The following is a 23,279-nucleotide window of genomic DNA, read 5'->3' on the forward strand; positions in this document are numbered from 1 at the left end:
GCCCAGCTCCCTTTTGGGAGCGCGCTATAACTATACGCTAACTTCGGCCAATTTCCTCGGGGAATTTACGCTTCTCCATCACTTGCGGTCATAAGCGCCTCCAGGGCCTCATCGCTGACGGGGTCGGATCCCAGCTCATGCCCGAAGGCGGCGGCGACAGCGCGACCCTGGGCACGCCGGAGCTCGGCCATATCCGCACGTCCCGCCTCACCGTGGTAGCGGCCGGAGAGCATGAGGCTGCGGGCGATGTACTCCGTAAGGTGCGGGTCGACCCCCGACACCTGCAGCACCGAGGCCAGCGATTCGGGCGCGAGGGAGAGCAGCGCCTCGCCATCCAGATCGGTGGCATCGCCCAGGGCCATATCGAGGGCCCGGGCGGCTCCGTCCGGATCCTCCTCGCCGGCCGCTCGCTCCATGGAGCGCCGAATGGCCCCCAGAAGCTGCGCGATGATGCGCATCAGATAGTCTTGCTCGAACATCGCTGTTCCTCCAATCCCTCCGTAGGGACAGACCTTGGTCTGCCCTCCCGACAGCGTCAACGCCGCGGAAAGGGGCGACCAAGGTCGCCCCTACGGAAACGACGACAGTCGAAATTGCCTCAGCTACGGCTAGCATCCCTCCGGCGGCACGAGGCCCAAATGCTCCCAAGCGCCGGCGGTGGCCTGACGGCCCTTAGGGGTGCGCATCATGAGGCCCTGTTGCATGAGGAAGGGCTCGTACACATCCTCCACCGTGTCGGGATCCTCCGCCAGCGCCGACGCCAGCGTAGTCAGGCCCACCGGACGGCCGCCGAACTGCACGCAAAGCACTTCCAAAAGGCGGTTGTCCACGGCATCGAGCCCCAGATGATCCACCTCGAAGAACGTGAGCGCCTCGGCGGCCACGTCCTCGGTAATAGCACCGTCGCCGCGCACCTGGGCCCAGTCGCGCACGCGCTTCAGCAGGCGGTTGGCCAGACGCGGGGTGCCCCGGGAGCGACGGGCGATCTCAAGCGCGCCCTCCTCGTCGATGGCCACGTTCAGAATGGAAGCCGAGCGGCACACGATGAGGGAGAGCTCCTCGGGCGTGTAGTACTGCAGGCGGAAGGCCACGCCGAAGCGGTCGCGCAGAGGACCGGTGAGCAGGCCCGTGCGCGTTGTGGCGCCGATGAGCGTGAAGCGCGGCAGATCGAGCCGGATGGAGCGGGCCGCCGGGCCCTTGCCCACAACGATATCCAGCACGAAATCCTCTAGCGCCGGGTACAGCACCTCTTCCACCATGCGGTTCAGGCGATGGATCTCGTCGATGAACAGCACATCGCCCTCTTCGAGGTTGGTGAGAATGGCCGCCAAGTCCCCTGTGCGGGCGATGGCCGGCCCCGAGGTGGTGCGGATGGAGGCGCCAAGCTCGTTGGCCACCACCGTGGCGAGCGTGGTCTTGCCCAACCCCGGAGGGCCCGAGAACAAAATATGATCCGCCGGCTCGCCGCGCCCCTGGGCCGCCGCGATCATGATGCCGAGGGATTCCTTCACCTTCGTCTGGCCCAGATAGTCGTCGAGCCTTTTAGGGCGCAGGGAGAAATCCAGCTCCAGGTCGTCCTCGGTGAGCGTCGGGGCCACCGCGCGCTCGCGCCCCGGCGCCGACGCCGAGCCCTGCGCGCCCGCGCTGTCCCGCGCGGCCTCGAACACCATGCCCTCTATGTCCAGATCGAATGCCATGACTTCCTATCGACTTCCCAAACGTTTCAGGGCATATTGTAGCAGCGCGCCCTCGCCCGCGCCCTCGGGAGCCCCCTTCAGGGCGACCTCGGCTTCGGCGGAGGTGAAGCCCATGGAGAGAAGCGCCTCGGTAGCCCCCTGCACCGCCGCACTGCGCGCGGGTTCGGACGCGCCCTGGCTGAACAGCGATTCCATGCCCGCTTCCAACGTGCCCTTCAGCTCCAGGATGATGCGCTCGGCGGTCTTCTTCCCCACGCCGGGAATGTGGGACACCCGCGCGATGTCCTGGGAGGCGATAGCGTCGGCGAGCTCGGCCGGCGAGAACGTGGAAAGGGCCGCCAGGGCCATCTTCGGCCCCACTTTCGACACGCCGATAAGCTTTTCGAACAGCACTTTCTCTTCTTCGGAGAGAAAGCCGAACAGCGCAATGCCATTCTCGGTTACGGACAAGTAGGTGAGCACGCGGGCCGTATCGCCCACGGCCAGCTTGCCCAAGTCGCCACCGGGCATGGCCACCGCGTAGCCCACGCCGGCGACATCGATATAAGCCGTCTGCGGGGGCAGCACCGCCGCCACGGTTCCGTTCAGAAATGCAATCATGAGAGCCTTCCGTTCTCGTGGGTCGTATAGCATATGGCCGCCGCCAGCGCGTCGGCCGCATGGTCGGGCTCCGGCGAGCGATCAAGGGAAAGCAGGTGCCGCACCATGTACTGCACCTGATCCTTCTCGGCCGAGCCCTCCCCCACCACGGCGAGCTTTATCTGGCGCGGGGTGTACTCGCCCACGGCAAGGCCGCCCTCGGCGCAGGCCACGAGCGCCGCCCCGCGGGCCTGGCCCGTGGCGAAGGCAGCCGTGACGTTCTGCCCGAACCAGACCGTCTCGATGCCGACGCACTCCGGACGGAAGCGCTCGACCACCGCGCCGATCTGATGGTGGATCTTCATGAGGCGCTCGGCCAACGGGCGGGACGCCGGCGTGGCCACGCACCCGTAGGCCACGCACGCCAGATGCGGCCCGCACTGCTCGATGACCCCCCAGCCCGTATGGGCGAGCCCGGGATCGATCCCCATCACGATGCGCGTCTTGCCAGCCAAAAGATAAGCCCCACTTTCCAAATTCGAGTGGGGCTCATTTTAGAACATATGTTTGTGAAAAGCAAGCAGAATTACGGGCGCTGGCCCATGCCGCCTTCCAGGGTCAGGGTCTCGCCGCTCATGAACTTGAAGTCGGGGCTGGCAAGCTGCACCACGACGCGACCGATCTCGGTCTCCACATTGCCGTAGTGGCCCATGGGGGGCATGTGCACGTTGGCCGTGAAGGCGTCGGGATAAGCTTCCTGGAAGTTCTCCAGAGCGGCCGTCCAGGCCAGCGGGCACACCACGTTCACGTTGATGCCGTCGGGGCCCCATTCGGTGGCGGCCACGCGGCTCATGCCGCGGATGCCCTCCTTGGCGGCGGCGTAGGCGCACTGGCCGAAGTTGCCGAAGAGGCCTGCACCGGAGGCGAAGTTGATGACCGAGCCCTTGGTCTCCTTCAGGTAGGGATAGCACGCCTGCATGTAGTAGAAGGTGGCGTACAGACCCGAGTAGATGGCCAGGTCGAACTGGTCGGTGGTGTGGTCGGCCAGCGTCACGCCGGAAGCGGAGGCCTGGGCGTTGTTCACCAGCACGTCGATGCGGCTGAACTTCTCGATGGCCTGGTCGATGACGTTCTGCACCACGGCCTGGTTGTCGGCCCCGGCATTCACGTCGGCGGCCACGCAAAGCACCTGGATGCCGTATTCGGCCTCCAGCTTCTCCTTGGCCGTCTCCAGCTTCTTCACGTTGCGGCCGGTGATGACCAGGTTCGCGCCCTCCTTGGCGTAGGCGGTGGCGATGCCGTAGCCGATGGAACCGGCGGATCCGTCCTTGAGCGCCGCGAACCCAGCGCCGGTGATGATGGCGGTCTTACCTTCGAGAAAACCCATGGAGCCTCCCTTTTTGTCCTGCGCGGGGCTCCCTCGCTGCTGCACAAAGAGCCTATCGCGCGCTTACCTAAGCTTCACCCTATCAGATTTCCTCGCGACTATGTTTCCAGAATGTTGCGCGGCCCCGTTACGTCCCCGAAAGGCAAAAGGCGCCGAGCCCTGCGGCCCGGCGCCTTCCCTAGCGCGATTGGCTTTAACACTCGCGAAAACTACTCGTCGAGCGCCTCGGCGATCTCGTCGGTGATGTCCATGGTGTGGTACACCGCCTGCAGATCCTCCAGCTCCTCCAGCTTGTCGATGAGGCGCATGACCTTCTTGGCGTCGGCCACCGACACCGCCGACGGCGTGTTGGCGATCATGGTCATCTCGGCGCCCTTCACCTGGATGCCCTGGGCCTCGAGCTCCTTCACCACGGCCATGAGATCGCCCGGCGCGGTGTAGACGATCCACTCCTCGTCGGCGTCCTCGTAGTCGTCGCCGCCGGCCTCGGCCACGGCGAGCATGAACTCCTCCTCGTCGGCAGCGGCGCCGTTCGGGCCGATGGGGTTCTTCTTGTCGCCGGTCTCGACCTCCTTGGACACCATGATCTGGCCCTTGCGATCGAACTGGAAGGCCACCGAGCCGGAGGTGCCCAGGTTGCCACCGGAATGGGAGAAGGCGGCGCGCACGTCGGCGGCAGTGCGGTTGCGGTTGTCGGTCAGCGCCTCGCAGAGCACCGCCACGCCCGCCGGGCCGTAGCCCTCGTAGACGACGGTCTCGTAGTTGGCGGCGTCCTTGCCGGAACCGAAGGCCTTGTCGATGGCGGTCTTGATCTTGTCCTTGGGCATGGAGTAGCCCTTGGCCTTCTCGATGGCGGCGGCCAGCGACGCGTTGTTGTCGGGGTTCGGGTCGCCACCCTCCTTGGCGGCCACGGTGATGTTGCGAGCCAGCTTGGAGAACAGAGCCGAGCGCTTAGCGTCCTGCGCGGCCTTGCGATGTTTGGTGGTTGCCCACTTAGAATGCCCTGACATGAATACGTCCCTTCGAAACACGAATACAACAGCGGCTTATGGTACCACAAGGGATAAACGCGGGAAATACCCGCCCATTTCCCCTGCACGTTTTTTCTACGGGGGACAAAAGCGAGCGGGCAGCGGGGCGTCCCACGCGCAGGTTGCGCAGCTACTCTTCGCTCACCTTCGACACGAGCTCCTCGCGGGAGTTCACGCCGAGCTTCTTGTAGATGCTCTTCACGTGGGTGCGCACGGTGCTCTCCGATATCACGAGCGCATCAGCCACAAAGGCGATGCCGTGACCGCGGCCCAGATACCCCAGGATCTCGCCCTCGCGCGGGGTGAGGCCGCAGGCGTCGGCCAGCTCCTCGCAGCGGGCGGCCACATCGCGCACGGGCGCGGCCTTGGCAGCATCGGCGCCCTCTTCAAGAACGATATCGCCCCTATCGCGCTTCCATGGGGCCAGGAGGGCCGAGGCAAGCAGGTACACGAAGTACAAGGTGCTCACTACGAGCAGTGCTGGGCCGCCGCCCTCAATCTGGAACAGAACCGTCTGGGCCGCTATCACGCCGAGCAAGGAGCAGCCCGAAAACCCGGCCACCGTCGTGCCAAAGATGAGGCCCGGAGAGAACTCCGAGGCGTGAGCGGCCGCCACGAGACCCGCCAGAGCCAAAATGGCCACGGCACCGTAAAACGCATAGCTCATCCAAGCGGCGAACCACATGGGGCCTGTCGACGCGGGAAAACAGTTCAGGAAGATCAGCAGCAGCGCGAACAGGGGCACCAGCACCCGATAGATGAGCGGCATGAGCGGAACGCGCGTGCGCATGAGGCAGATGGGAAGCACCACCACGGCGCCCAGCACGCAGCCGAGCACCTCCATATGCACCACGTCGAACAGGACGAACTTGCGCGCCCCCATCATGAAGGCGAACACCATAAGGCCCACAAACGGCATGGCCACCACCTGCGCCATCTGCCTCAGCTGGGCCATGGCACCGAGCGTCGGCGCCGACCTCGATTCCACCTCCCCTGCTTCCCTGACCGCAATCAAACGCCCGCGCCATGCCAACCAGCAGGGCACCAAGCACGAAAGCGGAACGAGCACCGCGAACACGATAAGCCCCACGGCGAAGGTGACCGATGAGAGCAGCAGCTCCACCAGCGCCGCCACGCCCACCATAACCGCCAGCCACAAAAGCGCCTGGCGCAAGTTGAACTGCGCAAGATAGGCCCCCCAAGCAACTGAGAGCACCACCGTAGAGACGGCAAGCAGAAGCCCCACCGTTACGCCAAAAATCGGCTGGGCAAAGCTCTCGAGCCCTGCAGCCAAAGCGAACAGCGCATAGCCCGCAACGTAAGCCACCGATGCGACCAGCACGACACCCCCACGCAGGATCACGGCCAAGCGCCCACGCGCCGAGACGATAGCCACCGCGACGCCAAGCACCACGGAAGCGCCCAGAAGCGTATTGGCAAAGGCCGGCATATAGGCCGCTCGTTGCAAAAGTTCCGTTTCGAACAGCAGCTGGTTCGGAGAATAGATGGGCAATGTGGCCAGAAAGGCCGCGAACATGAGCGCCTCTGGTTTGAAATACTTGGAAATCTGCAACGCGGGACCCTCCCTGCCTCGACGCGCTTTGCGTGGGGTAAGTATATCCGATTCGCGCGCGCTTCGAGCACCGTAACCGAACCGTTATTTTCGAAGAGTTTATCTTGACCTGGGGTTTATCTGCGTCTACCCCATTTCCGCGAGGGAAAAAGCCCTCGAAATCCCCCAGCCCGACGATTACTCGCGCGCCCCTTTGGCACCTAGGATGGCACTGCGCGCCGGCCCCAAGGAGGCCGAGGCCGCCACCAAGGAGGGGCGAGCCGCAGCGCGCGTATTTGTTCCCCGAGACATGGGAGGATTAGGGATTATGAGCAAGGCAACGAATCAGGGCATGTCCCGCCGCTCGTTCATCGGTATGGGCGCCGTGGCCGCCATGGCCGCCGGCGCTGCCGGGCTGGCCGGCTGCGCGCCGTCCGGCAGCAGCGCCGGAAGCAGCGAGAACACGGGCGCAAGCAGCGCCCAGGCGACCGCCCAGGGCGGCGGCGCGTCCGACGTGCACATCCACAACGTCACCGACACCAGCTGGATGACGCCCCCGGCCGAGGTCACCGACTTCGCCAAGGAGCTGACCTGCGACGCCGTCGTCTGCGGCCACGGCTTCGCCGGCATCACCGCCTGCCGCGAGCTGGCCGAGCAGGGCAAGAAGGTCATCCTCATCGAGAAGCAGCCCGAGGACACCTACGCCGCCGTGGGCAACGAGTTCGCCGCCCTGAACGCCAAGATCCTGCAGGAGCGCGGCGTGCCGCACATCGATCCGGTAGAGTTCTACCAAAACTTCATGAAGATTACCTCCAACATGCCGAACCCCACGCTCGTCATGAAGTTCGCCCAGAATTCTGAAGAGAACTCCAACTGGTACCTCGACCGTTTGACCGAGGAAGATTTCGCCACCATGACCACGGCATTCTTCCCGCCCACCGAGCATCAGCTAACCGAGCTATCCGGCATCAAGTTCTGGCCTTCGGTGTGCTCCTTCTACGGCGAATGCAACCAGACCAAGATCCAGATGTACAACCAAGCTGCGGCCGAGGAGGCCGGCGCCGAGTTCTACTTCGGCACCACCGCCGAGTACATCATCATGGAGAACGGCGCCGTGGCCGGCCTTGTGGCCTCCGACGCCGACGGCTACGTGAAAATCACCTGCAAGGCCGTCGTCTGCGCCTGCGGCGGCATGGGCGGCAACCCCGACATGATGGCCTACTTCATGCCCGATATGGCCCAGGCGCTCGTCGAGGGCGAATCGCTGAACTCCATGTCGGCCAACGACGGCCGCGGCGTGCAGATGGCCTACTGGGCCGGCGCCCACCTGGAGACGACCCCCATCCCCGGCATGAACATGAAGGGCCTGTCCGTCCCCGGCAAGATGAACTGCCTGCCCCAGGCCGTGTGGATCGACGAGTCCGGGCGCCGCTTCTGCAACGAGTTCTACCCCACCAGCGAGCAGCGCGGGTATCAGACCACGTTCATGAGCCGCAAGACGAAGTACGCCGTGTGCGACAACAACTTCACCGAGTACCGTCAGTACACCCTGCCCCAGCATGCCGGCTTCAACGCCACTGAGGAGAACATCGCCGCCCTGCGCGAGTCGCTTGACAAGGCCTACGCGAAGTTCAAGGGAACCTACGAGGAGCCCGAGCAGACCGAGGGCGAGGGCGGCCCGGGCGGCGGCGGCCCCATGACTCAGGTGGAGTTTGTCGCCGACGACACCCTCGAGGGCCTGGCGAGCCAGCTGGGACTCACCGGCGACGCCGCCACCGAGTTCGTCGCCCAGATCGAGCGCTACAACGGCTATTGCGAGGCCGGCGCCGACGCCGAGTTCGGCCGCGCCGCCGAGGTGCTCTTCCCGGTGAAGGACGGCCCCTTCTACGCCTGCACCTTCGATCCGGTTCTCGGCGAGACCATGGTCACCATGGGCGGTATCATCACCGACGGCGACATGAACGCGCTCGACGCCAACTACGAGCCGATTCCCGGCCTGTACATGGCCGGCAACGACTGCGGTCGTCGCTTCGGCACCGAGTACATCACCCCCATCCCGGGCGTGTCTTTGGCCTTCGCGCTGGTGCTCGGCCGCGAGTGCGGCAAGTCCGTGGCGAAGTTCCTCGGCTAGTCGTCCCTACACCCTTCCCGCTGCGGGCCTGATCCCTCCCGGCTCCGCAGATCATCAACAAAGCCCCCGGCCCTCCCCTCCCTGGCCGGGGGCTTTTCTCTTACTCTTCGCGCAACCAGAGACCGGTCTTGCCGCCGTCCTTCTTCAGCAGGCGCACGTCGGTGATCTCCATGCCGCGATCCACCGCCTTGCACATGTCGTACACGGTGAGGCACGCCACGGAAGCCGCCGTGAGCGCCTCCATCTCGATGCCGGTCTTGCCGGTCACGCCGCAGGTGGTGACCACGTGGATGCCCACACGGCCGTCGGCACGCTCGCCCTCGCGCACTGGCTCGCATTCCACCTTCGCCTTGGTGATGTTCAACGGATGGCACATCGGGATGAGATCGCTCGTCTTCTTCGCGGCCATGACGCCGGCCACCCGTGCGCAGGCGAGCACATCGCCCTTGGCCGCCTTGCCCTCCACGATGAGCGCCAGCGTCTCCGGCTTCATGGAGATGAAGCCCTCGGCCACCGCCACGCGCTCGGTATCGGCCTTCTGCGACACGTCCACCATGCGCACGTCGCCGTTCTCGTCAATATGGGTCAGCTGTTCGGTCATTGCGATTCCTTTCTAGCAGGTTCGGAAGGCATTTTTGGAAGAGAAGGGCCCGCGCTCGGGGCGAGGGTCCGCGCGGAGTTCCGCAGCGACTGGAACAGCCCAGTGGGCTGTTCCACCAAGCGAGGACTGTCTGAGCACGGCGCCCTTGCCCCGAGCGCGGGCCCGGACAGCCCAGAAGAACGCTAGCCGCCAATCTGGCTCATCTTGCGGTCGGTGCCCACTTTGTCATGGTGGTCGTCGGGCTTGGCGCCGAGAGCCGTCAGCAGCACGTCGCGCACTGCGGCGTCATCGCCCTCGCGCAGGGCCGTGCGCACATCGTACTCGGTATCCGAGAACAAACACGGGCGCACCTTGCCGTCGGCGGTCACGCGCAGGCGGTTGCACTCGCTGCAGAAGTGGCGCGACAAGGGGCTGATGAAGCCCACGGTGCCCAGCGCGTCGGGGAACTCGAAGTAGCGGGCCGGCCCCCAGCCCAGAGGCTTCGTCGCCCCGGCCGGGCGAAGCGCGGGCAGCCCCGCAGCGGCGGCCCGCTCGTTGATGATGTCGAACAGCTCCTCGGAGGGGATGACATCGTCCTTGCCCCAGCCCGTGCCGGCATCGACGCTTGTATCCCCCACGGGCATGTACTCGATGAAGCGCACGTGCAGCGGCCGATCGATGGAGAGCTTCGCGAATTCCAGAAAGTCTTGGTTCAGGCTGCGCACGGCCACGGCGTTCACCTTCACGGGATTGAGCCCTGCGGCGAGCGCCGCGTCGATGCCGGCAAGGGTGTCCTCCAATCGTCCCGTGCGCGTGATCTCGTGGAACTGGTCGGCGTCAAGCGTATCCAGCGAGATATTCACGCGCGAGAGCCCCGCCGCCTTCAAGTCATCAATCATACGGGGCAGAAGCACCCCGTTGGTGGTCATGGAGACGTTCTCGATGCCCTCGATACCGGTGATGGTATCGACCAGATCGACCACCCCCTTGCGCACCAAAGGCTCGCCCCCCGTGAGACGGACCGAGCGAATGCCAATCCCAGCGGCCACGGCCACCAACCGCTCGATCTCCTCGATGCGCAGGATCTCGTCATGGGACATCGCGCACACGCCCTCCTCGGGCATGCAGTAGACGCAGCGGAAATTGCAGCGATCCGTCAGCGATATGCGCAGATAATCGATAGTGCGACCATGCGAATCTTTCAAGTCAACCCCTCATAACGTGTTTTGACTGCTCATTATAGCGAACTCGAAATAAATCGCAATCAGCACCGAGGGACGCGCTATCCCTCACCCGCCGTGACGTCATCCACCATGGCAATCAGCTCCTGCTGGGAATGAACGCCCAGCTTGCCGTAGACGTTGCGCGTATGGGTGCGCACCGTGTTCCAGGAGATGCTGAGCTTGCTCGCCGTGGTGGACGAGTTGTAGCCCATGGCCAGACAGCGCAGCACGTCGGTCTCCCGGGGCGAGAGCTGGTAGTCTGCGGCCAAAGCCTCGATCGCCAAACCGAAGAGTCCCTTGCGCACCGGTTCGTCCTCGCGGGCCGAACCCTCGCTCTCGGCGGCAAGATCCCTCATCAGCAGCTCGTCGAGCGAAGGGGCGCCCTCCTCCCCCGGCGCGAAGAGCCGGTCGAACTCGCGCTCCGAGAAGATGAGGAAAGCGCAAGCGAGCACAATGAGCGCCATGATCATATAGGCGAAGGCCTCGCCGACGGCGCCGAACAGCGTCCCCAGAAGTTGCGCCCCGAAGAGCCAGCCGATGCCGTTGCCGAGCTGGTAGGCGCCGTAGCCGTAACCGAACACGATGACCGCGGAGGTGCGCCGCTGGAATACGATAAAGGCGAGAATGCACCACAGGAACAACTCGAACACGACGCTGGACAGCGACACCACCTGGGCGAGCACGGTATGCAGCACCGTCACCAAAGGCAGGCAGGCGACAAGCGCCACGGAGGCCACCATCACCACCGAGTACAGCTTCCCGAAGTTGAGTCGATCCCCCTCGGTGCCCACGGCCACCACCGCCAAAACCAACGCCAGAAGCATGCGCGCGAGCATGACGAGACGCGAGCCGGACAGTGTCGTCTCAATGGAGGAGACCGCCACCGTGGACGCGTACACCGAGGACACGATGCAAGAGAACACAAAGACGACGGCCAGAAGTTTCCAGAACGATTTCGGCAGCGACCGGCGCGAATGGTCGCGCACGAGAGTGGGCGTCGGCTGCTCGATATAGCGGGAGAACGACGCCAAGATGCCGGCCGCCAAAGGCAGCAGTACGAACGCGGCCATGCCCGCCAAGCTGGGACCGCCGGGAACCGGTGCCCAGGCGGGTGATCCCAGCACAACGAAGAAGGAGGCTCCCACGACAAACTGGGAGTAGGCCACGTACAGGATGACCTGGCGCGGCGGAAGCGCACCGTAGAGCTGCCCGCAACGCAGGGCGATCGCCCCGAGGCCCACACCGAAAAGTACGCCGCCAATGAAGAAGAGCGAGCGGATAACGAAATAGGGCAGCACCGGTGACAAATAATAGGGGCCGATGAGTATGACGATGAGAGCGCCGAGCGAGGAGACCGCCCCCGCCCAGAGGCACGCCGTCGGGCGCTCGAGCCACGAGCGCACCCGCGACACCGCGAACGTGGACAGCAGCATGAGGCCGCCGGCCGACAGGCTCATGGTCACTGTCAGCACCGAAAGGTTTCCGCCGTTGGTCTCGCTATCAGACAGCCATGCCGTTCCCGAGCTGGCTATATAGACCGAAGCCAGCAGAACTCCCAAGGCCATGTACGGCAATGCCGGCCAAGTTCGCACGAGCTTCGCCATGAAATTTTTCGTCTCGGCCATCACTGCCCTCCCTAGCGCAAGGAGCGCCCAGCGACAGCCGAGCGCTCCTCGATGTGATCCGATGGGCCTACGATACCATTTCCGGTTCGTCGGAGATGGCGGGAGTCAGGTCGTTGGATGCGGACACGGCATCCTCGGCGCGCTTGTCCGCCAAGGCGCGGCCCACGCGGCAGAGGGCGTAGCCGACGAACACCACCGAGTACACGGCCACCGAGGCCTGCGCGGCGAGGCCGCCGTGCAGGGCCGAGGGCAAAAGCATCAGCAGCAGGTGCACGTACACCAGCCCGAAGAACGGGTAGGCCAGCTTCTGCACCTTCTTCCACGAGGCCGTGGACATCTGCCGCTTCACGAAGGCGAACGACGTCACGCCGAGCACGACGAGCAGCACGAGCAGCACGACCGCCAAAACGAAGGCGCCCATGACGTTGCCCCCGATCTCGCCGCCGCCGAGAAGGCGCGGCAGGTAGCTCTCCAGATACACGGCCATATGCCCGAGCGAGAGGAACCACGCCACGATGGACAGCTCGCTGCGCACGGGCTTCAGCCAATGATAGGCGCGGCCGCCCCGGTTCAGGCATCCGATGAACATGACGACCACGAACAGGGCCAGCGACAGCTCACACTTCTGAATGAGGACGAACAGCGGGCTCCAGATGGCGCGCGGCAGGCCGAAGAACACTCCGTACACGTAGACGACGTCGATGGCGATGGCGGCGGCGTAGAACGCGACCGGAAGCGCCTTCAGAGGATTGCGCAGGGCGAAGCAGCCGACGATGGTGGCAATGAGAATGACCGCGAAGTCCATGTTACCTCTCCTCTCGCACCTCGAGGCGCTGCTCGAGCTCGACGGCGATAGCATCCAAAAGCTCGGCGTCCTCGAGGAAGAAACCCTTGGAAATCTTCAAGACGCCCCGATAGAAGCGCGTCTCCAAAAGCAGAAGCGCCAGATCCTGGAACGTGTCGAACCACGAGAGGATATGGTCGGCGAGGAACGCGCGGGACGTGCGAACCTGACGCAGGGCCTCCGCGTCGTCGCCGGCCTCAAGGGCGGCAATGATGCGATCCGAGAGCACCACGAGGAACTCGCACATGAACGACAGGTGATCGTGGGGGAAGTCGTAGCCCTCGGCCTTGGCCACGTGGTTGGCCTTGTACAGCTGGAAAACCTCGTGGTAAGCGTCCTGGAACATGAGCCCCTCTTCGCTCGTGTGCACGCTCTCGTAGGGCACCGCGTAGCGGCCCTTCCACGAGGAGGTTCCGGCGAAGGCGGAAGTGAAGTCCACGGCCAGCGCCTGGCGCGTGCCGGAGTTCCGCTTGCGCAAATAGCGCGTGATATCGTTCACCCCGTCGGCGAACAGCTCGTTCACATCGGCATATTCCGACCAATCCATCTCGGCGATGTTATCGATTTGCTCAGCCGTCAACGGCCGGAAGTAGATGGCCGCCAAAAGGTCGTAGAACGCCGCGCGACCCTTGAGGGCCGCGATCATGTCCTCCGTCACCACAGCCTCATCGGCCGCAGCGACGCTCATCTCATCTACCATGTATCCCCTCTCCTCTCAGACTCGCCCGTCCTCGTTGGGCACAAACCGCGTAGCGCCAGAGCGCTCCGCAGGACAGGAACTGCGACCTCGAAAAAGCGGCGCACCGGCGCACCAAAGCAGCAGCCCCCGTCCTGCGGGTTCAAACTGCGAACCCGCAAGAGCGCCCGACCGCCAAAAGGGAGGGAGCGACGGTCGGGGCAACCGAAAACCGAGGGGCGCACCTACGGGCTGGCGCAAGCGCACCCCTCACGCAAAATGGCTACTTCTTCTCGTAGCGGGTGACCTCGACGGGCTCCTCCTGCCACTTGGCGGTCTTCTCCGAGAGGATGTAGACCGTCGTGGGATGCAGGTCGGCCGGATCGAACAGGTAGTGCGCGTTCTCGCCGGCGGCGGCCACGACCTTCGCGGCCTCGGAGTTCGGATCGTCCAAGTCTCCGAAGGTGCGAGCGCCGCAGCAGCAGTTGTGCACGCAGGCCGGCACCCAGTTCTCGTCGTTTTTGCGCTGGAAGCACAGCGTGCACTTCTCGATGGTGTTGGTCTTCGGGTTCAGCTGGCGCACGCCGTAGGGGCAGCCCGTCAGACAGCTCTCGCAGCCGATGCAATCCTCGGCGTTCACGAGCACGATGCCGGTCTCCTCGTCGCGGTAGGAGGCGCCGGTGGGGCACACTTCGATGCAGCCGGGATTCTCGCACTGCTGGCACTGCATGGGCAGCCAGTACATCTCGATGTCCGGGAAGGTGCCCACAGGGCCCACGGCCGACACGTGGTTGCGCACCACACCCAGGTTCATCTGGTTCTCCATCTTGCAGGCGGCCACGCAGGAGTCGCAGCCCGAGCAGCGGTCCAGGTCGATGACAAGCGTATTTTTCATTAGAACACATCCTTCGTCTGGGCTTCAGCGAGCATTTCCTGAGTGGGCATGAAGGGCTCGAACTCCTCGGCCTCCACCCAAATGTTGGCAGGACGCTCGGACTTCTCGATCTTCACCGTGAAGCCGCGGTTGGTATAGGAACCGTACACCTCGTTGAAGGGGGCGTCGTTCTTGGTGAGCACGTTGACGTTGCACTCGCGCCAGCCGCCGGTGGGGTTGGCCTGAGAGGCGTCGTAGCACTCGGGGTTCCAGAAGCGCTCCATCCACACGGTCTTGGGATTCACGCCCTCGGTCAGATAGGCGCGGGCATGCACCTCGCCGCGGCGGCTGGTGACCTTGACCCAATCCATGTGCTCGATGCCGAGCTCCTTGGCGCTGGCCGGGTTGATGCGGATCTCGGCGCAGGGGAACAGCTCGCGGCTGAAGGGAGCATGGCGCATGGTGCCGTGGTGGAAGTAGGGCACACGTCCGCTCGTGAGCACGAACGGGTACTCGGGATCGTAGCCCGGCATGCCCTCGTACGGGCTCTCCACCGGCTCGATGGGCACGCAGATGGGGCTGTAGTCCTCGCAGGCCTCCTGGGGCTCGGGATAGCAGAACGGATACCCGTTGCGCGCCAGCTTCAGCAGGATCTGGCAGTAGGTCTCCACCTTGCGCGACTCGGTGCCGAAACCCGCGGGCAACCCGTCGTCGGCGATCTCCTCATGCTGGTTGTACTTCCAGTAGTCGGGGGTGACGTGCGGCACGTACTCGTCCACATTGGCCTGCAGCGTCTCCCAGTCGGGGGCGCCGAGCGTGTCGGCCACGCCCTGCTTGACGGCGGCCTCGGTGGGGCTGCCCAGGTAGGCCGTGCCCTCGCCGAGCTCCAGGCCGCCGGGAATGTGGCCTCCCCACAGCTCGCGGCACTTCTCCACCACCTGGGCGGCCGGGATGGAGTGGGACACGGTCTCGCCAATGTGCACGCACTCGTTCTGCAGCCACTGGGTATCCAGCTGGCTCATGTTCACCATGGGCTCCTCCAGCCACTCGCGCAGCGGGAAGACCAGATCGCACGCCTCGATGTGGAAGGAGGTGAGCATCGGGTACTGGCCGATGATGTAGTCCACCTCAGGGAACACCTCGTACCAGGACTTGGCGTTGCCGAGCATGGCCAGCTTGTTGCCGGACATGTCGAACCACACGCGGGGCTTGTAGGGCTCGCCGGTGGCGATGGCGTTGCGCACCGTGGGGATGTGGGAGTGGCACCAGGCGTAGAGGCCCTTGTGATCCTTCATGCCCAGGCGGTCCTGCAGCAGCTTGTTCAGGGTCTTCTGGGAATCGGGCATGGCCTCGCCCAGCTCCTTGATGCGCGCCTCGTTCTCGGCATCGGACATGCCGATGACCGCGCCCACGCCGTACATATCGGAGAACATGCCGTCGAAGCCGTTGTTGTAGGTGAGCGGGCGCGTCGGCGCGGCAACCTCGCCGGTGGGACCGAACACACCGGAGGCCTTCTTGGTCATGGTGACGCCAGGCTTGTTGATGCGGCCCATGATGGAGTCCAGGCCCATGCAGCCGAGCGGCACCTGGGAGGCCGACTCGGTCATGTCGGAGGCCACGCCGTTGACGATGCCGCCGTTGTTCTCCACGTAGAGCTTGATGGCCGCCTCGATCTTATCGGCCTGAAGCCAGCACTCCTCGGCCGTCTTCTCGAGCGTCCAGGGCTCGGCCTCCTCGCGGTAGATTTGGCCGGCGGTCTTGTAGGTCTTGCCGTTGAAGTCGCCAGTCCAGAAGATTTCCGGGTCCACGGCCGAGTCGGCCGGGGCGGAGTACTCGAAGGGGGCCACGGCGTTGGTCTTCAGATCGAAGCACACATAGGCCGGGGTGTTCTCGGGCGTCGTCTGCTGGAAATCGGGGAACAACTCCTGGGCCTTTACCGGCAGCTTGGTGTCCGGATCGATGAGGAAGGGCAGGTTCGTCCAGTACTTCGTGAACTCCTCGTCGTAGAGTTTGTTCTCGAAGATGTAGCGGAACCACGAGAGCAGAAGCTTCGTGTCGGTGCCGGGGCGCACGGGCAGCCACACGTCGGCCTTCACGGCGTCGGGCGAGAAGTTCGGGTCCACGACCACGGTCTTCACGCCGGCGGCGCGCAGCTCGGCCATGCCGCGGCCCGACTCGGCCGTTTCGGACACCGAGGGCTGGGCGCCCCAGATGACCACGATCTCGGTCTTGTTGTCCTCCACCTTGAAGATTTCCTGCACGGCATTGTCGGCCACCGACTGGTCGTCACCGCCGTAGAAGAGCTTCGACATGGACCAGCGGGGCAGGTAGCACTGGGCGCAGCCCGGCTCGAACACCGTGGGGCTGCCGAAGGCCATGGGAAGCGTCATGGCCTCCATGAACGAGTAGGAGCCGCCGCCGCCCACGCTGGCGAAGAACGCGTAGTTGCCGTACTGGTCGATAGCGTCCTTGATATGGGTGGCCGCCTCGGTGATGGCCTCGTCCCAGGAGATGACCTCCCACTTGTTCTCGCCGCGCTCGCCGGCCCGGCGCAGGGGGTGCAGGATGCGGCGCGGGCTGTACATGGTGTGCAGCTGGTTGAGGCCCTTGATGCAGAGGCTGCCGCGGGACACCGGGGCCTCCGGATCGCCCTCGAGCCGCACGACCACGCCGTCCTTCAGGTAGGCGATGGCCGGGCACATCTGAATGCAGCCATGGCAGCTCGTGCGCATCTTCGTCAGGCCCTCGGTACTCGAGACGCCCGCCTCGCCGGTGCCGGCGAGCTCCTCTTCCGGCGCAGCTTCCTGCATGCAGCCGGCCATGGAGGCGCCCACCGCAGCGGCCGCGCCCGCGAGAGCGGACACTTTGACGAAGCTGCGACGTGTCAAATTCGTTTTTGACATATTGTCTTCCTCTCCTCTTGCTTACACGTGATTACGCTTGTCCGTTCACCTTCAGATCTTCCAGAAACTCCCTTCCCTCCTCGGTCAACGTCCAACCTTCTTTCCAAACCAGAGCGCCAGCGCGCTCGAGCTTGTCCACAAATACCGACGGCTGCATGGTCTCGACGCGACCGTCGATCACCGTCTGAAGAGCGGGCCTGCCCAAGAGCAGCTCCTCGATCTGCCCGTAGGGGCGCGGGGCCGCCTCGACGAATTCCAAAAGTTCGATGTAGGTATCGGTGCGCTCGGGCACAAGATGAAGCAGATCCACGAGGCGCGCGGACGGCTTGTTGTAATCGACGAACCAGTCGCCCACATCCGTGCTCTTGAACGAGATCTCGGCCACGAGATCGTCGACCTCGTCTTCGGAGAGCCCCTCCTTCTGCTCGGGCAAAACGCGGTTGCCGTCCTCGTCGCGCTCGATCATGTCGAGGCCGTAAGAGCGAACAAGGGACATCAGCATATAGAACTGGTTCTGGGTGGCGCGCTCGAACTGGGGGAGCGCCGCGATGAAGTCCTCCGCCTCGCGAAGCGGGCGCTCCTCGGCGCAGAAGGCGAGGGTCTTGTACAGGATCTCGCGGTTCAAGGGATGACGCATCACCGTGCGGTTCAGCTCCGCGAGCTTCTCCTCGAAGGTGAGTTCGGCGGCGTCGGGCAAATCGTCAGCAGCGAGCGCGGCAACATCCATCGCCGCCTCGGCGGCTGCCTCCTCGCGCTCCTGGGAATCGTCTCGCGGCATTTCGCGGGTTTCAAAATCAGCCATGCATGCTTCGCATCGCAGCGGATGCGACCCTCCCCTCTTACCTATTTGGTTCTCCTCTTTGCCGCTTCGCCTCCTCGCACCAACTATGTCTCGGAGGTTTTCGAAGCGGTTCCACGGGTCGGAACTATAGGCGATTGGGATTGAAAACGACTACCCGCAGACTGCCTGAAATTGAGAAAATGGGCGCAAAAATCTCACGCAGGCTGGGTGAGTGACCCGTTTTACCTGCGCTTTTGCTCGCACTTTTTGATGAGTGGAATTATCGACTCACCAGATACACCTTGTCCGGAGGGATGCGCACCCACAGCCTCTCCCCCACCTCCGGCAACGCAACGCCTTCGCGCATGCTCACGCGCCAGAACATATGCTGGTGCAGGTAGCTCATCTCGTTCGTCTCGAAGGCGACAGCGGCGCCATCCGCATCGTCGCGATCGAGAAAGCCCAAAAGCGCCATGCGCTCGAAGCGGGCATCACTCACCCGATCGACGCGAACGCGGTAGCAGTTCTCGCCGGGGCCCTCCGCCCTCTCCACATAGAAGGCGCGAAGGCCCAGGCACTTCACATCTCGCGGCACTTCCTGGGCCGTATGCACGTCAATGCCCCACGGGGGGACGTGCACCGCGTGCGGCCCGGCGTACTCCGCCGCCGGAGCGTTCTTGCAGCCCGACAGCTTCAGCCCCGCCACCGACTGCGGACGGTTCACCAGCTCCCGCCCCCGATCCATCTCCACGATGCGCCCGGCATCCACCACCGCGATGCGGTCGCAGAACCGCAGCGACTCGTCGATATCGTGGCTCACATATAAGATCGTTCCCTCAAAAGCTTCGAACAGGCTCACGAGGTTCTGCTCGAGAACCCCTTTCAAGTGAGAGTCCAGGGCGCTGAAGGGCTCGTCCAGCATGAGGATGCCCGGCCGCGCCGCCAGCATACGGGCCAGGGCCACGCGTTGCTGCTGGCCACCGGAGAGCTGGGCCGGATAGCGCTGCCCGAAACCGCGCAGGCCGAAACGCTCCAGCTCCTCGGAGACGATGCGCTCCCGTTCCGCCTTCGGCACCTCGCGCCCGATGCCCGCGCCGATGTTGTCCGCCACCGTCAGGTTGGGAAACAGCATGTAGTTCTGGAACAGAAGGGCCGTTTTACGTTGCTGCGGCGTCAGGTTGATCTTCTGTTCGGAATCGAAGAACACCTTGCCGTTCACAACGATTCGGCCCGCATCCGGCGTCTCGATGCCCGCGATGCAGCGCAGCGTGAGGCTCTTGCCGCACCCGGAGGCCCCCAGAAAGCCCAAAGTCTCATCGCCGCCCGCAAAAGCCACGTCCAGGGTGTAGTCGCCGAAGCTCTTCTTGATGCGCACGTCCAGGCTCATCTAGGCCACCCCCTCTCCCAGAACGTCGGCACTTCCGGCACTGTCCTCCCGAAGGCCCTTTGCGCTCCTCCTTCGGCCGCCGCCCCGCGTGTCGTTTCTCCGCGGCTTGGGCGAGCGCCCCTCGTGGCTGCTCTTCTGGCGATAGCGCGTGGTATGCCGGCTCCATAGGTTGATGAACAAAATGACGAGGAAGCTGAACACCAAAAGCACGATCGTCCAGAACCAGGTGGCCTCGGTGTTGCCGTTCATCCACTCGAAGTAAATGGCAATGGGGATGGTGCGGGTGCTGCCCAGTTGGTTGCCCGCCAGAAACAGCGTGCAGCCGAACTCGCCCAAGGCGCGAGCGAAGGCGAGCACCGTGCCCGAGGCGATGGACGACCACGCGAGCGGCAGCATGAGCCGCACGAAGATGCGTCCGTTGGACCACCCGAGGGTACGGGCGGCATCGAGCATGTTCGGATCAAGGCTCTCGAAGGCGCCGCGCGCGCTGCGGTACATGAGCGGGAAGGCCACCACCACCGCAGCGATGACCGTGGCCTGCCAGCTGAACACGAGCGGGAATCCGATCTCCTGGAAGAAGCGCCCGAAGGCCGTGTTGCGCCCGAGCGCCGACAACAGAAGGAAGCCGCAGACCGTCGGCGGCAGCACCATGGGAATGGTGAAGATGGTATCGAAGATATCCTGGGCGCGCTTCGAGATGCGCAGCGTGAAATATGCGGCGGCCAGCCCCAGGAAGAACACGAACACAATGGCCACGCCGCAGGTCTTGAGCGTCACCCATAAAGGCGAGTAGTCCATGGTGGCGAGAAACTCCCCCAACTGCTCAAGCGGGCCGTCCTTCTGGGCGATGACGGCGCCCTCCGCTGGCACGAGGCGCCCGCTGTCCATCTGGGACGGTCGCACCTCGCTCTTCACGTCAAAAGCGTCGTCGGGACCCTCGATGGTCACGTAGAAGCGGCCCTCCGAGATCTCGCGTCCGAAGGTGAATACCACGTCGCCCACGGCGAGCGATGCTCCCTCAGTGCCTTCCGCATCAGCAATGAGCACCTTCCATTCCTCTTGGCTCGCCAGCGGGTTCACCCCCGTGGAGAAGTTCTCATCCAGGGCCGCCAAGTAGGTCTTTATTTCCTGCACCTGAGAGCTGCCCTCGTCCTCGATGCCGAACTCGTCGGCCACCGTCCGGGGAATGAAGAGCACGGCGTAGTCGGCCGTGTTGACGACAGCCACGCGGTCGGTGCCTGAAAGCCGGTAGGTGTAGCCGTAGCTGAGGCCGTCGATGTCGCGCGCGGATCCCGTGCGCGAACATTCGAAGCCCTCCACAGCGAAGTCGCAGCCTTCCATGCGGGCCGCATCGCCGTCAGCGGAGATGTCTATCTCGGCATCTTGGACAGCCTGCTCCGCATCGGCAGCCCAAGCCGAAGAGGGTGCCACGACCATGCAGGCCCCCAGCATCCCGCCTGCAAGAATCGCAGCTGCAACCGCCCTGAGCACCGAAGCCGCGAGCCCCGTCGCAAATCGCCTCACGCCGGCCGCTTTCGCTGTTTCCATAGCCACCACTCTCATTGACCTCTTGCACACCAGACGGGCGAGGCTTTGCGCCCCGCCCGTCCGACGAGATGCCCTTGCGTACTAAGACGCGCTTTGCAGCTCGTAGTTATTCTACCGCGAATGCCTTAGTTCTGGGCGAGCTCGAAGCCCCACTTCTCCCAAATCTGGTTGGCGTCCTCGTCGGTCATGCACCACTCGAGGAAGGCCTGTGCCGCCTCGGCGCTCTTGCTGTCGGTGCATACCGCGCCCGGATAGGTAATGGCCTTGTGGGTGTCGTTGGGAACCACCGAGCAGATGGCGACACCGCCCATGCGGTACACGTCCGAGGTGTAGACCATGGCGATGTCAACCTCGCCGGACTCGGCATACTTGCACACGTCGCCCACCTTGCCGCCGAGGGTCACCTTCGGCTGCAGGGTCGCGGAGAACTCGCCGCCCTTGCCCGTGGCATCGGCGCCGGTGGCCCCGTCGGGCTCGATGTAGCCGCCGACCGTCGTCAGGGACTGGCAAGCATAGTTACCGGCGGGCACATTCTCGTCACCCACAGCAAGGGTGTACTTGCCCGCGGCAATATCCTCGAGGGAGATATCCTGGCCGGCCAGGTCACCGCCCTCCTTGGTGACGATGACCAGGTCGTTGTTGAACATGGTCTGGCGGGTGTCCTCCTTGACATAGCCGTTCTCCGCGGCATCGTCCATCGTGCCCTTGGAGGCCGTGATGAGGATGTCAGCGTACTGCCCAGCACCGAGCATCTCGTTCAAGGTGCCAGAGGCCTCGTACTGCGTATCAGCGAAGGTGACGTTGGGATTCTGCTGAGTGTAGAGTTCCTCGGCCTCGGCCATGGCCTTGGTCAGGGAATTGGCGGCGAAAATCTGCAGTTCCACGGCTTCGCCCTCAGGCTTGGTCTCCTCGGGAGCCTGGGTTTCCGCCTGGGGGGCAGCCGGCTTGTCGGCCTTCTGCTCCGTAGTGTCGCCGCCTGAGCAGCCGAAGAGGCCCAGGGCGGCCATAAGAGCCACCGACACGGCACCGAGTTTCCAACTTTTGCGCATTGAGGTCTTCCTCCCTGATAGGTTATACGTCTTCGCGAATAAAGCGTTTTGGATATATTATCCTTATTCTCATATATTCGCAAGTCCTATTATTCTCATCTCCGAATATGGTTCCGAACCCCCCGCGCTCCTCCATGGGAAACATCCGCGAGGGCTGACCTTGGTCAGCCCTCCCCGCCATGCCGTCTCACCGTAGGGGCGACCTTGGTCAGCCCTCATGAGAGGGATACCCTCGCACGACAAAAAAGGGGCGACCAAGGTCGCCCCCTACGGAGATTCTTCCAGGGCTTCTTCCGAGGCTTCTCTACGAACTCGCTTCTACAGCTTGAACCCAAGGGCATCCAGCACGTATTTGGGCACCATGAAGCGAACCGTCTTCTCCGGATCCACCATCTGGCACACCTGTACGTCGGCCACAAGGGACAGCAGCATGACCATCTCTTCGGCCGGCTTTCCCGTGCGGTCGCAGATGAGATCGACCATCTCGTGAACCGCGCGGTCGGCAGCGGCATCCAAAGACTCGGCCGAGGCAATGACGCCGAGATGCGTCGCGTTCTCGATGAGGGGATCGGTCAGCGCCAGCTTCGGCAGGGCTTCCAAGGTCACCGTGGCCCACCCGGCCGCCTCGGCGCCGGACACGCTGATCTCGCCATCGCCCATGGCCGCGTGCATGTCGCCGCAGCCGAAAAGCGCGCCGTCGGTATATACGGGGAAGTACAGCGTCGCGCCCGCCGTGATGGCCGTATTGTCCATATTGCCGCCATGGGAGCCCGGCGTGCCGCAATTAACAGGCTCGCCAGCCGGCGCCACGCCGATAACGCCGATCATGGGCCTCAGCGGAATGCGCAGCTCCTCGTCCCACACCAGCTCGTCTCCGTCGATCTTGCAGAGATGCGTGCTCCAGGCGTCGAAGCGATCGCCGCACACCCCCTCGCCCTCGCCGGTGCAGGAAGCCGTCTGCCCGTCGAACTCGATGGCCTCGATGGTGACTTTCAGCGCCCCGCCGGGCACCGCGCCCTCCACAAAAATCGGACCCGTGGCGGGATTGATGTGATCCCAATCGATCTCATCGAGCTCGTCCTCGGGCCGCTGCACCTGATTGCCGAAGCAATCCTTCGTACGCACGCGCACCGTCGCCCCCGAAGGCACCACTAACGCCGGCTCCAGCTCTTTGTCGAACGCATACAGAACCTTCTCATCACCAAGTTCGATCATAAGCTCCTCCTAAAACAAAAAAGACACCCTTCCAGGTGTCCAAAATTATAATACAGTTTTTGTCGCACAGGTTCGTCCATCCCGTTAGGGCGGGTGAGACGCAGAAAAGCGCCCCCTGCGAGCGGAACGACCTGTCCTCCCGCGGCCTGGCGCCGCAGTACTTTCGGCGAGGTGGGGCTTAACTGCCGAGTTCGGAA

The 23,279-nt window shown here is 64.2% G+C and carries 20 protein-coding genes; 1 reads left to right on the forward strand and 19 read right to left on the reverse strand.

Annotated elements, in window-relative coordinates; translation table 11 throughout:
- Nucleotides 1–65 precede the first annotated feature (65 nt).
- The 7 genes from ACW4QM_RS08285 to ACW4QM_RS08315 all read right to left on the reverse strand — a co-directional run bounded on the left by ACW4QM_RS08285 (nt 66) and on the right by ACW4QM_RS08315 (nt 6,267).
- Nucleotides 66–479: a hypothetical protein gene (locus ACW4QM_RS08285; RefSeq protein WP_022740241.1), complete on the reverse strand. Its 414-nt coding sequence runs from the start codon at nt 477–479 to the stop codon at nt 66–68.
- A 129-nt stretch (nt 480–608) separates the two neighbouring features.
- Nucleotides 609–1,697: a Holliday junction branch migration DNA helicase RuvB gene (gene ruvB / locus ACW4QM_RS08290; protein WP_161127816.1), complete on the reverse strand. Its 1,089-nt coding sequence runs from the start codon at nt 1,695–1,697 to the stop codon at nt 609–611.
- Between the two features lie 6 nt (nt 1,698–1,703).
- A complete protein-coding gene (gene ruvA / locus ACW4QM_RS08295) occupies nt 1,704–2,297 on the reverse strand; it encodes a Holliday junction branch migration protein RuvA (RefSeq protein WP_161127817.1) in 594 nt (197 codons plus the stop codon).
- Entirely contained in the window at nt 2,294–2,767 is a 474-nt protein-coding gene (gene ruvC, locus ACW4QM_RS08300; RefSeq protein WP_041715224.1) for a crossover junction endodeoxyribonuclease RuvC, read from the reverse strand. Before ruvC ends, ruvA begins: the two co-directional genes overlap by 4 nt.
- 95 nt (nt 2,768–2,862) lie before the next feature.
- Complete coding sequence (locus tag ACW4QM_RS08305) at nt 2,863–3,663, reverse strand: SDR family NAD(P)-dependent oxidoreductase (protein ID WP_161127818.1); 801 nt, start codon at nt 3,661–3,663, stop codon at nt 2,863–2,865.
- Between the two features lie 209 nt (nt 3,664–3,872).
- Nucleotides 3,873–4,673 (reverse strand): YebC/PmpR family DNA-binding transcriptional regulator, encoded by an 801-nt coding sequence (locus ACW4QM_RS08310; protein WP_022740246.1) that lies wholly within the window; start codon nt 4,671–4,673, stop codon nt 3,873–3,875.
- A 151-nt stretch (nt 4,674–4,824) separates the two neighbouring features.
- Nucleotides 4,825–6,267 carry a helix-turn-helix transcriptional regulator gene (locus ACW4QM_RS08315; RefSeq protein WP_237974359.1) on the reverse strand — a complete coding sequence of 481 codons (1,443 nt, stop codon included), beginning with the start codon at nt 6,265–6,267 and terminating at the stop codon, nt 4,825–4,827.
- A 307-nt stretch (nt 6,268–6,574) separates the two neighbouring features.
- Between ACW4QM_RS08315 and ACW4QM_RS08320 the strand changes: the two genes are divergently transcribed.
- A complete protein-coding gene (locus tag ACW4QM_RS08320) occupies nt 6,575–8,377 on the forward strand; it encodes an FAD-dependent oxidoreductase (protein WP_237974360.1) in 1,803 nt (600 codons plus the stop codon).
- A gap of 100 nt (nt 8,378–8,477) precedes the next feature.
- Here the strand turns inward: ACW4QM_RS08320 and moaC are convergent, their stop codons facing one another.
- From moaC to ACW4QM_RS08380, 12 genes are all read right to left on the reverse strand, one after another.
- Nucleotides 8,478–8,978, reverse strand: coding sequence for a cyclic pyranopterin monophosphate synthase MoaC (gene moaC, locus ACW4QM_RS08325; protein WP_237974361.1), 501 nt, complete (start codon nt 8,976–8,978; stop codon nt 8,478–8,480).
- Nucleotides 8,979–9,160: 182 nt separating this feature from the next.
- On the reverse strand, nt 9,161–10,162 hold the full coding sequence (gene moaA, locus ACW4QM_RS08330) for a GTP 3',8-cyclase MoaA (protein ID WP_114549471.1): 1,002 nt from the start codon (nt 10,160–10,162) through the stop codon (nt 9,161–9,163).
- 77 nt (nt 10,163–10,239) lie between these two features.
- Nucleotides 10,240–11,805, reverse strand: coding sequence for a helix-turn-helix transcriptional regulator (locus tag ACW4QM_RS08335; RefSeq protein WP_237974362.1), 1,566 nt, complete (start codon nt 11,803–11,805; stop codon nt 10,240–10,242).
- Nucleotides 11,806–11,872: 67 nt separating this feature from the next.
- The gene (locus ACW4QM_RS08340) at nt 11,873–12,610 is read right to left on the reverse strand and encodes a ferric reductase-like transmembrane domain-containing protein (protein WP_114549472.1); all 738 of its coding nucleotides are present in this window, start codon (nt 12,608–12,610) and stop codon (nt 11,873–11,875) included.
- A gap of 1 nt (nt 12,611) precedes the next feature.
- On the reverse strand, nt 12,612–13,349 hold the full coding sequence (locus tag ACW4QM_RS08345; RefSeq protein WP_114540394.1) for a TorD/DmsD family molecular chaperone: 738 nt from the start codon (nt 13,347–13,349) through the stop codon (nt 12,612–12,614).
- A 259-nt stretch (nt 13,350–13,608) separates the two neighbouring features.
- Nucleotides 13,609–14,220 carry a 4Fe-4S dicluster domain-containing protein gene (locus ACW4QM_RS08350; protein ID WP_022740254.1) on the reverse strand — a complete coding sequence of 204 codons (612 nt, stop codon included), beginning with the start codon at nt 14,218–14,220 and terminating at the stop codon, nt 13,609–13,611.
- Nucleotides 14,220–17,102, reverse strand: a complete 2,883-nt coding sequence (locus ACW4QM_RS08355) for a molybdopterin-containing oxidoreductase family protein (RefSeq protein ID WP_237974363.1) — start codon at nt 17,100–17,102, stop codon at nt 14,220–14,222. Before ACW4QM_RS08355 ends, ACW4QM_RS08350 begins: the two co-directional genes overlap by 1 nt.
- 31 nt (nt 17,103–17,133) lie before the next feature.
- Nucleotides 17,134–17,904 (reverse strand): hypothetical protein, encoded by a 771-nt coding sequence (locus ACW4QM_RS08360; RefSeq protein ID WP_227070693.1) that lies wholly within the window; start codon nt 17,902–17,904, stop codon nt 17,134–17,136.
- A gap of 259 nt (nt 17,905–18,163) precedes the next feature.
- Nucleotides 18,164–19,270, reverse strand: a complete 1,107-nt coding sequence (locus ACW4QM_RS08365; protein ID WP_237974364.1) for a sulfate/molybdate ABC transporter ATP-binding protein — start codon at nt 19,268–19,270, stop codon at nt 18,164–18,166.
- The gene (modB, locus tag ACW4QM_RS08370) at nt 19,271–20,818 is read right to left on the reverse strand and encodes a molybdate ABC transporter permease subunit (protein ID WP_306506496.1); all 1,548 of its coding nucleotides are present in this window, start codon (nt 20,816–20,818) and stop codon (nt 19,271–19,273) included.
- 125 nt (nt 20,819–20,943) lie between these two features.
- Nucleotides 20,944–21,867: a molybdate ABC transporter substrate-binding protein gene (modA, locus tag ACW4QM_RS08375; RefSeq protein ID WP_161127824.1), complete on the reverse strand. Its 924-nt coding sequence runs from the start codon at nt 21,865–21,867 to the stop codon at nt 20,944–20,946.
- A gap of 318 nt (nt 21,868–22,185) precedes the next feature.
- Nucleotides 22,186–23,082 carry an acetamidase/formamidase family protein gene (locus ACW4QM_RS08380; protein ID WP_161127825.1) on the reverse strand — a complete coding sequence of 299 codons (897 nt, stop codon included), beginning with the start codon at nt 23,080–23,082 and terminating at the stop codon, nt 22,186–22,188.
- Nucleotides 23,083–23,279 lie beyond the last annotated feature (197 nt).

The organism is Adlercreutzia sp. CNCM I-6207 (assembly GCF_977072305.1).

What these genes read in the sequence shown, in the direction of transcription:
- ACW4QM_RS08285 (WP_022740241.1), bottom strand. Translation starts at nt 479, where the DNA reads ATGTTCGAGCAAGACTATCTGATGCGCATCATCGCGCAGCTTCTGGGG.
- ruvB (WP_161127816.1), bottom strand. Translation starts at nt 1,697, where the DNA reads ATGGCATTCGATCTGGACATAGAGGGCATGGTGTTCGAGGCCGCGCGG.
- ruvA (WP_161127817.1), bottom strand. Translation starts at nt 2,297, where the DNA reads ATGATTGCATTTCTGAACGGAACCGTGGCGGCGGTGCTGCCCCCGCAG.
- ruvC (WP_041715224.1), bottom strand. Translation starts at nt 2,767, where the DNA reads ATGGGGATCGATCCCGGGCTCGCCCATACGGGCTGGGGGGTCATCGAG.
- ACW4QM_RS08305 (WP_161127818.1), bottom strand. Translation starts at nt 3,663, where the DNA reads ATGGGTTTTCTCGAAGGTAAGACCGCCATCATCACCGGCGCTGGGTTC.
- ACW4QM_RS08310 (WP_022740246.1), bottom strand. Translation starts at nt 4,673, where the DNA reads ATGTCAGGGCATTCTAAGTGGGCAACCACCAAACATCGCAAGGCCGCG.
- ACW4QM_RS08320 (WP_237974360.1), top strand. Translation starts at nt 6,575, where the DNA reads ATGAGCAAGGCAACGAATCAGGGCATGTCCCGCCGCTCGTTCATCGGT.
- moaC (WP_237974361.1), bottom strand. Translation starts at nt 8,978, where the DNA reads ATGACCGAACAGCTGACCCATATTGACGAGAACGGCGACGTGCGCATG.
- ACW4QM_RS08335 (WP_237974362.1), bottom strand. Translation starts at nt 11,805, where the DNA reads ATGGCCGAGACGAAAAATTTCATGGCGAAGCTCGTGCGAACTTGGCCG.
- ACW4QM_RS08340 (WP_114549472.1), bottom strand. Translation starts at nt 12,610, where the DNA reads ATGGACTTCGCGGTCATTCTCATTGCCACCATCGTCGGCTGCTTCGCC.
- ACW4QM_RS08345 (WP_114540394.1), bottom strand. Translation starts at nt 13,349, where the DNA reads ATGGTAGATGAGATGAGCGTCGCTGCGGCCGATGAGGCTGTGGTGACG.
- ACW4QM_RS08350 (WP_022740254.1), bottom strand. Translation starts at nt 14,220, where the DNA reads ATGAAAAATACGCTTGTCATCGACCTGGACCGCTGCTCGGGCTGCGAC.
- ACW4QM_RS08355 (WP_237974363.1), bottom strand. Translation starts at nt 17,102, where the DNA reads ATGTCAAAAACGAATTTGACACGTCGCAGCTTCGTCAAAGTGTCCGCT.
- ACW4QM_RS08360 (WP_227070693.1), bottom strand. Translation starts at nt 17,904, where the DNA reads ATGGCTGATTTTGAAACCCGCGAAATGCCGCGAGACGATTCCCAGGAG.
- ACW4QM_RS08365 (WP_237974364.1), bottom strand. Translation starts at nt 19,270, where the DNA reads ATGAGCCTGGACGTGCGCATCAAGAAGAGCTTCGGCGACTACACCCTG.
- modB (WP_306506496.1), bottom strand. Translation starts at nt 20,818, where the DNA reads ATGGAAACAGCGAAAGCGGCCGGCGTGAGGCGATTTGCGACGGGGCTC.
- modA (WP_161127824.1), bottom strand. Translation starts at nt 21,867, where the DNA reads ATGCGCAAAAGTTGGAAACTCGGTGCCGTGTCGGTGGCTCTTATGGCC.
- ACW4QM_RS08380 (WP_161127825.1), bottom strand. Translation starts at nt 23,082, where the DNA reads ATGATCGAACTTGGTGATGAGAAGGTTCTGTATGCGTTCGACAAAGAG.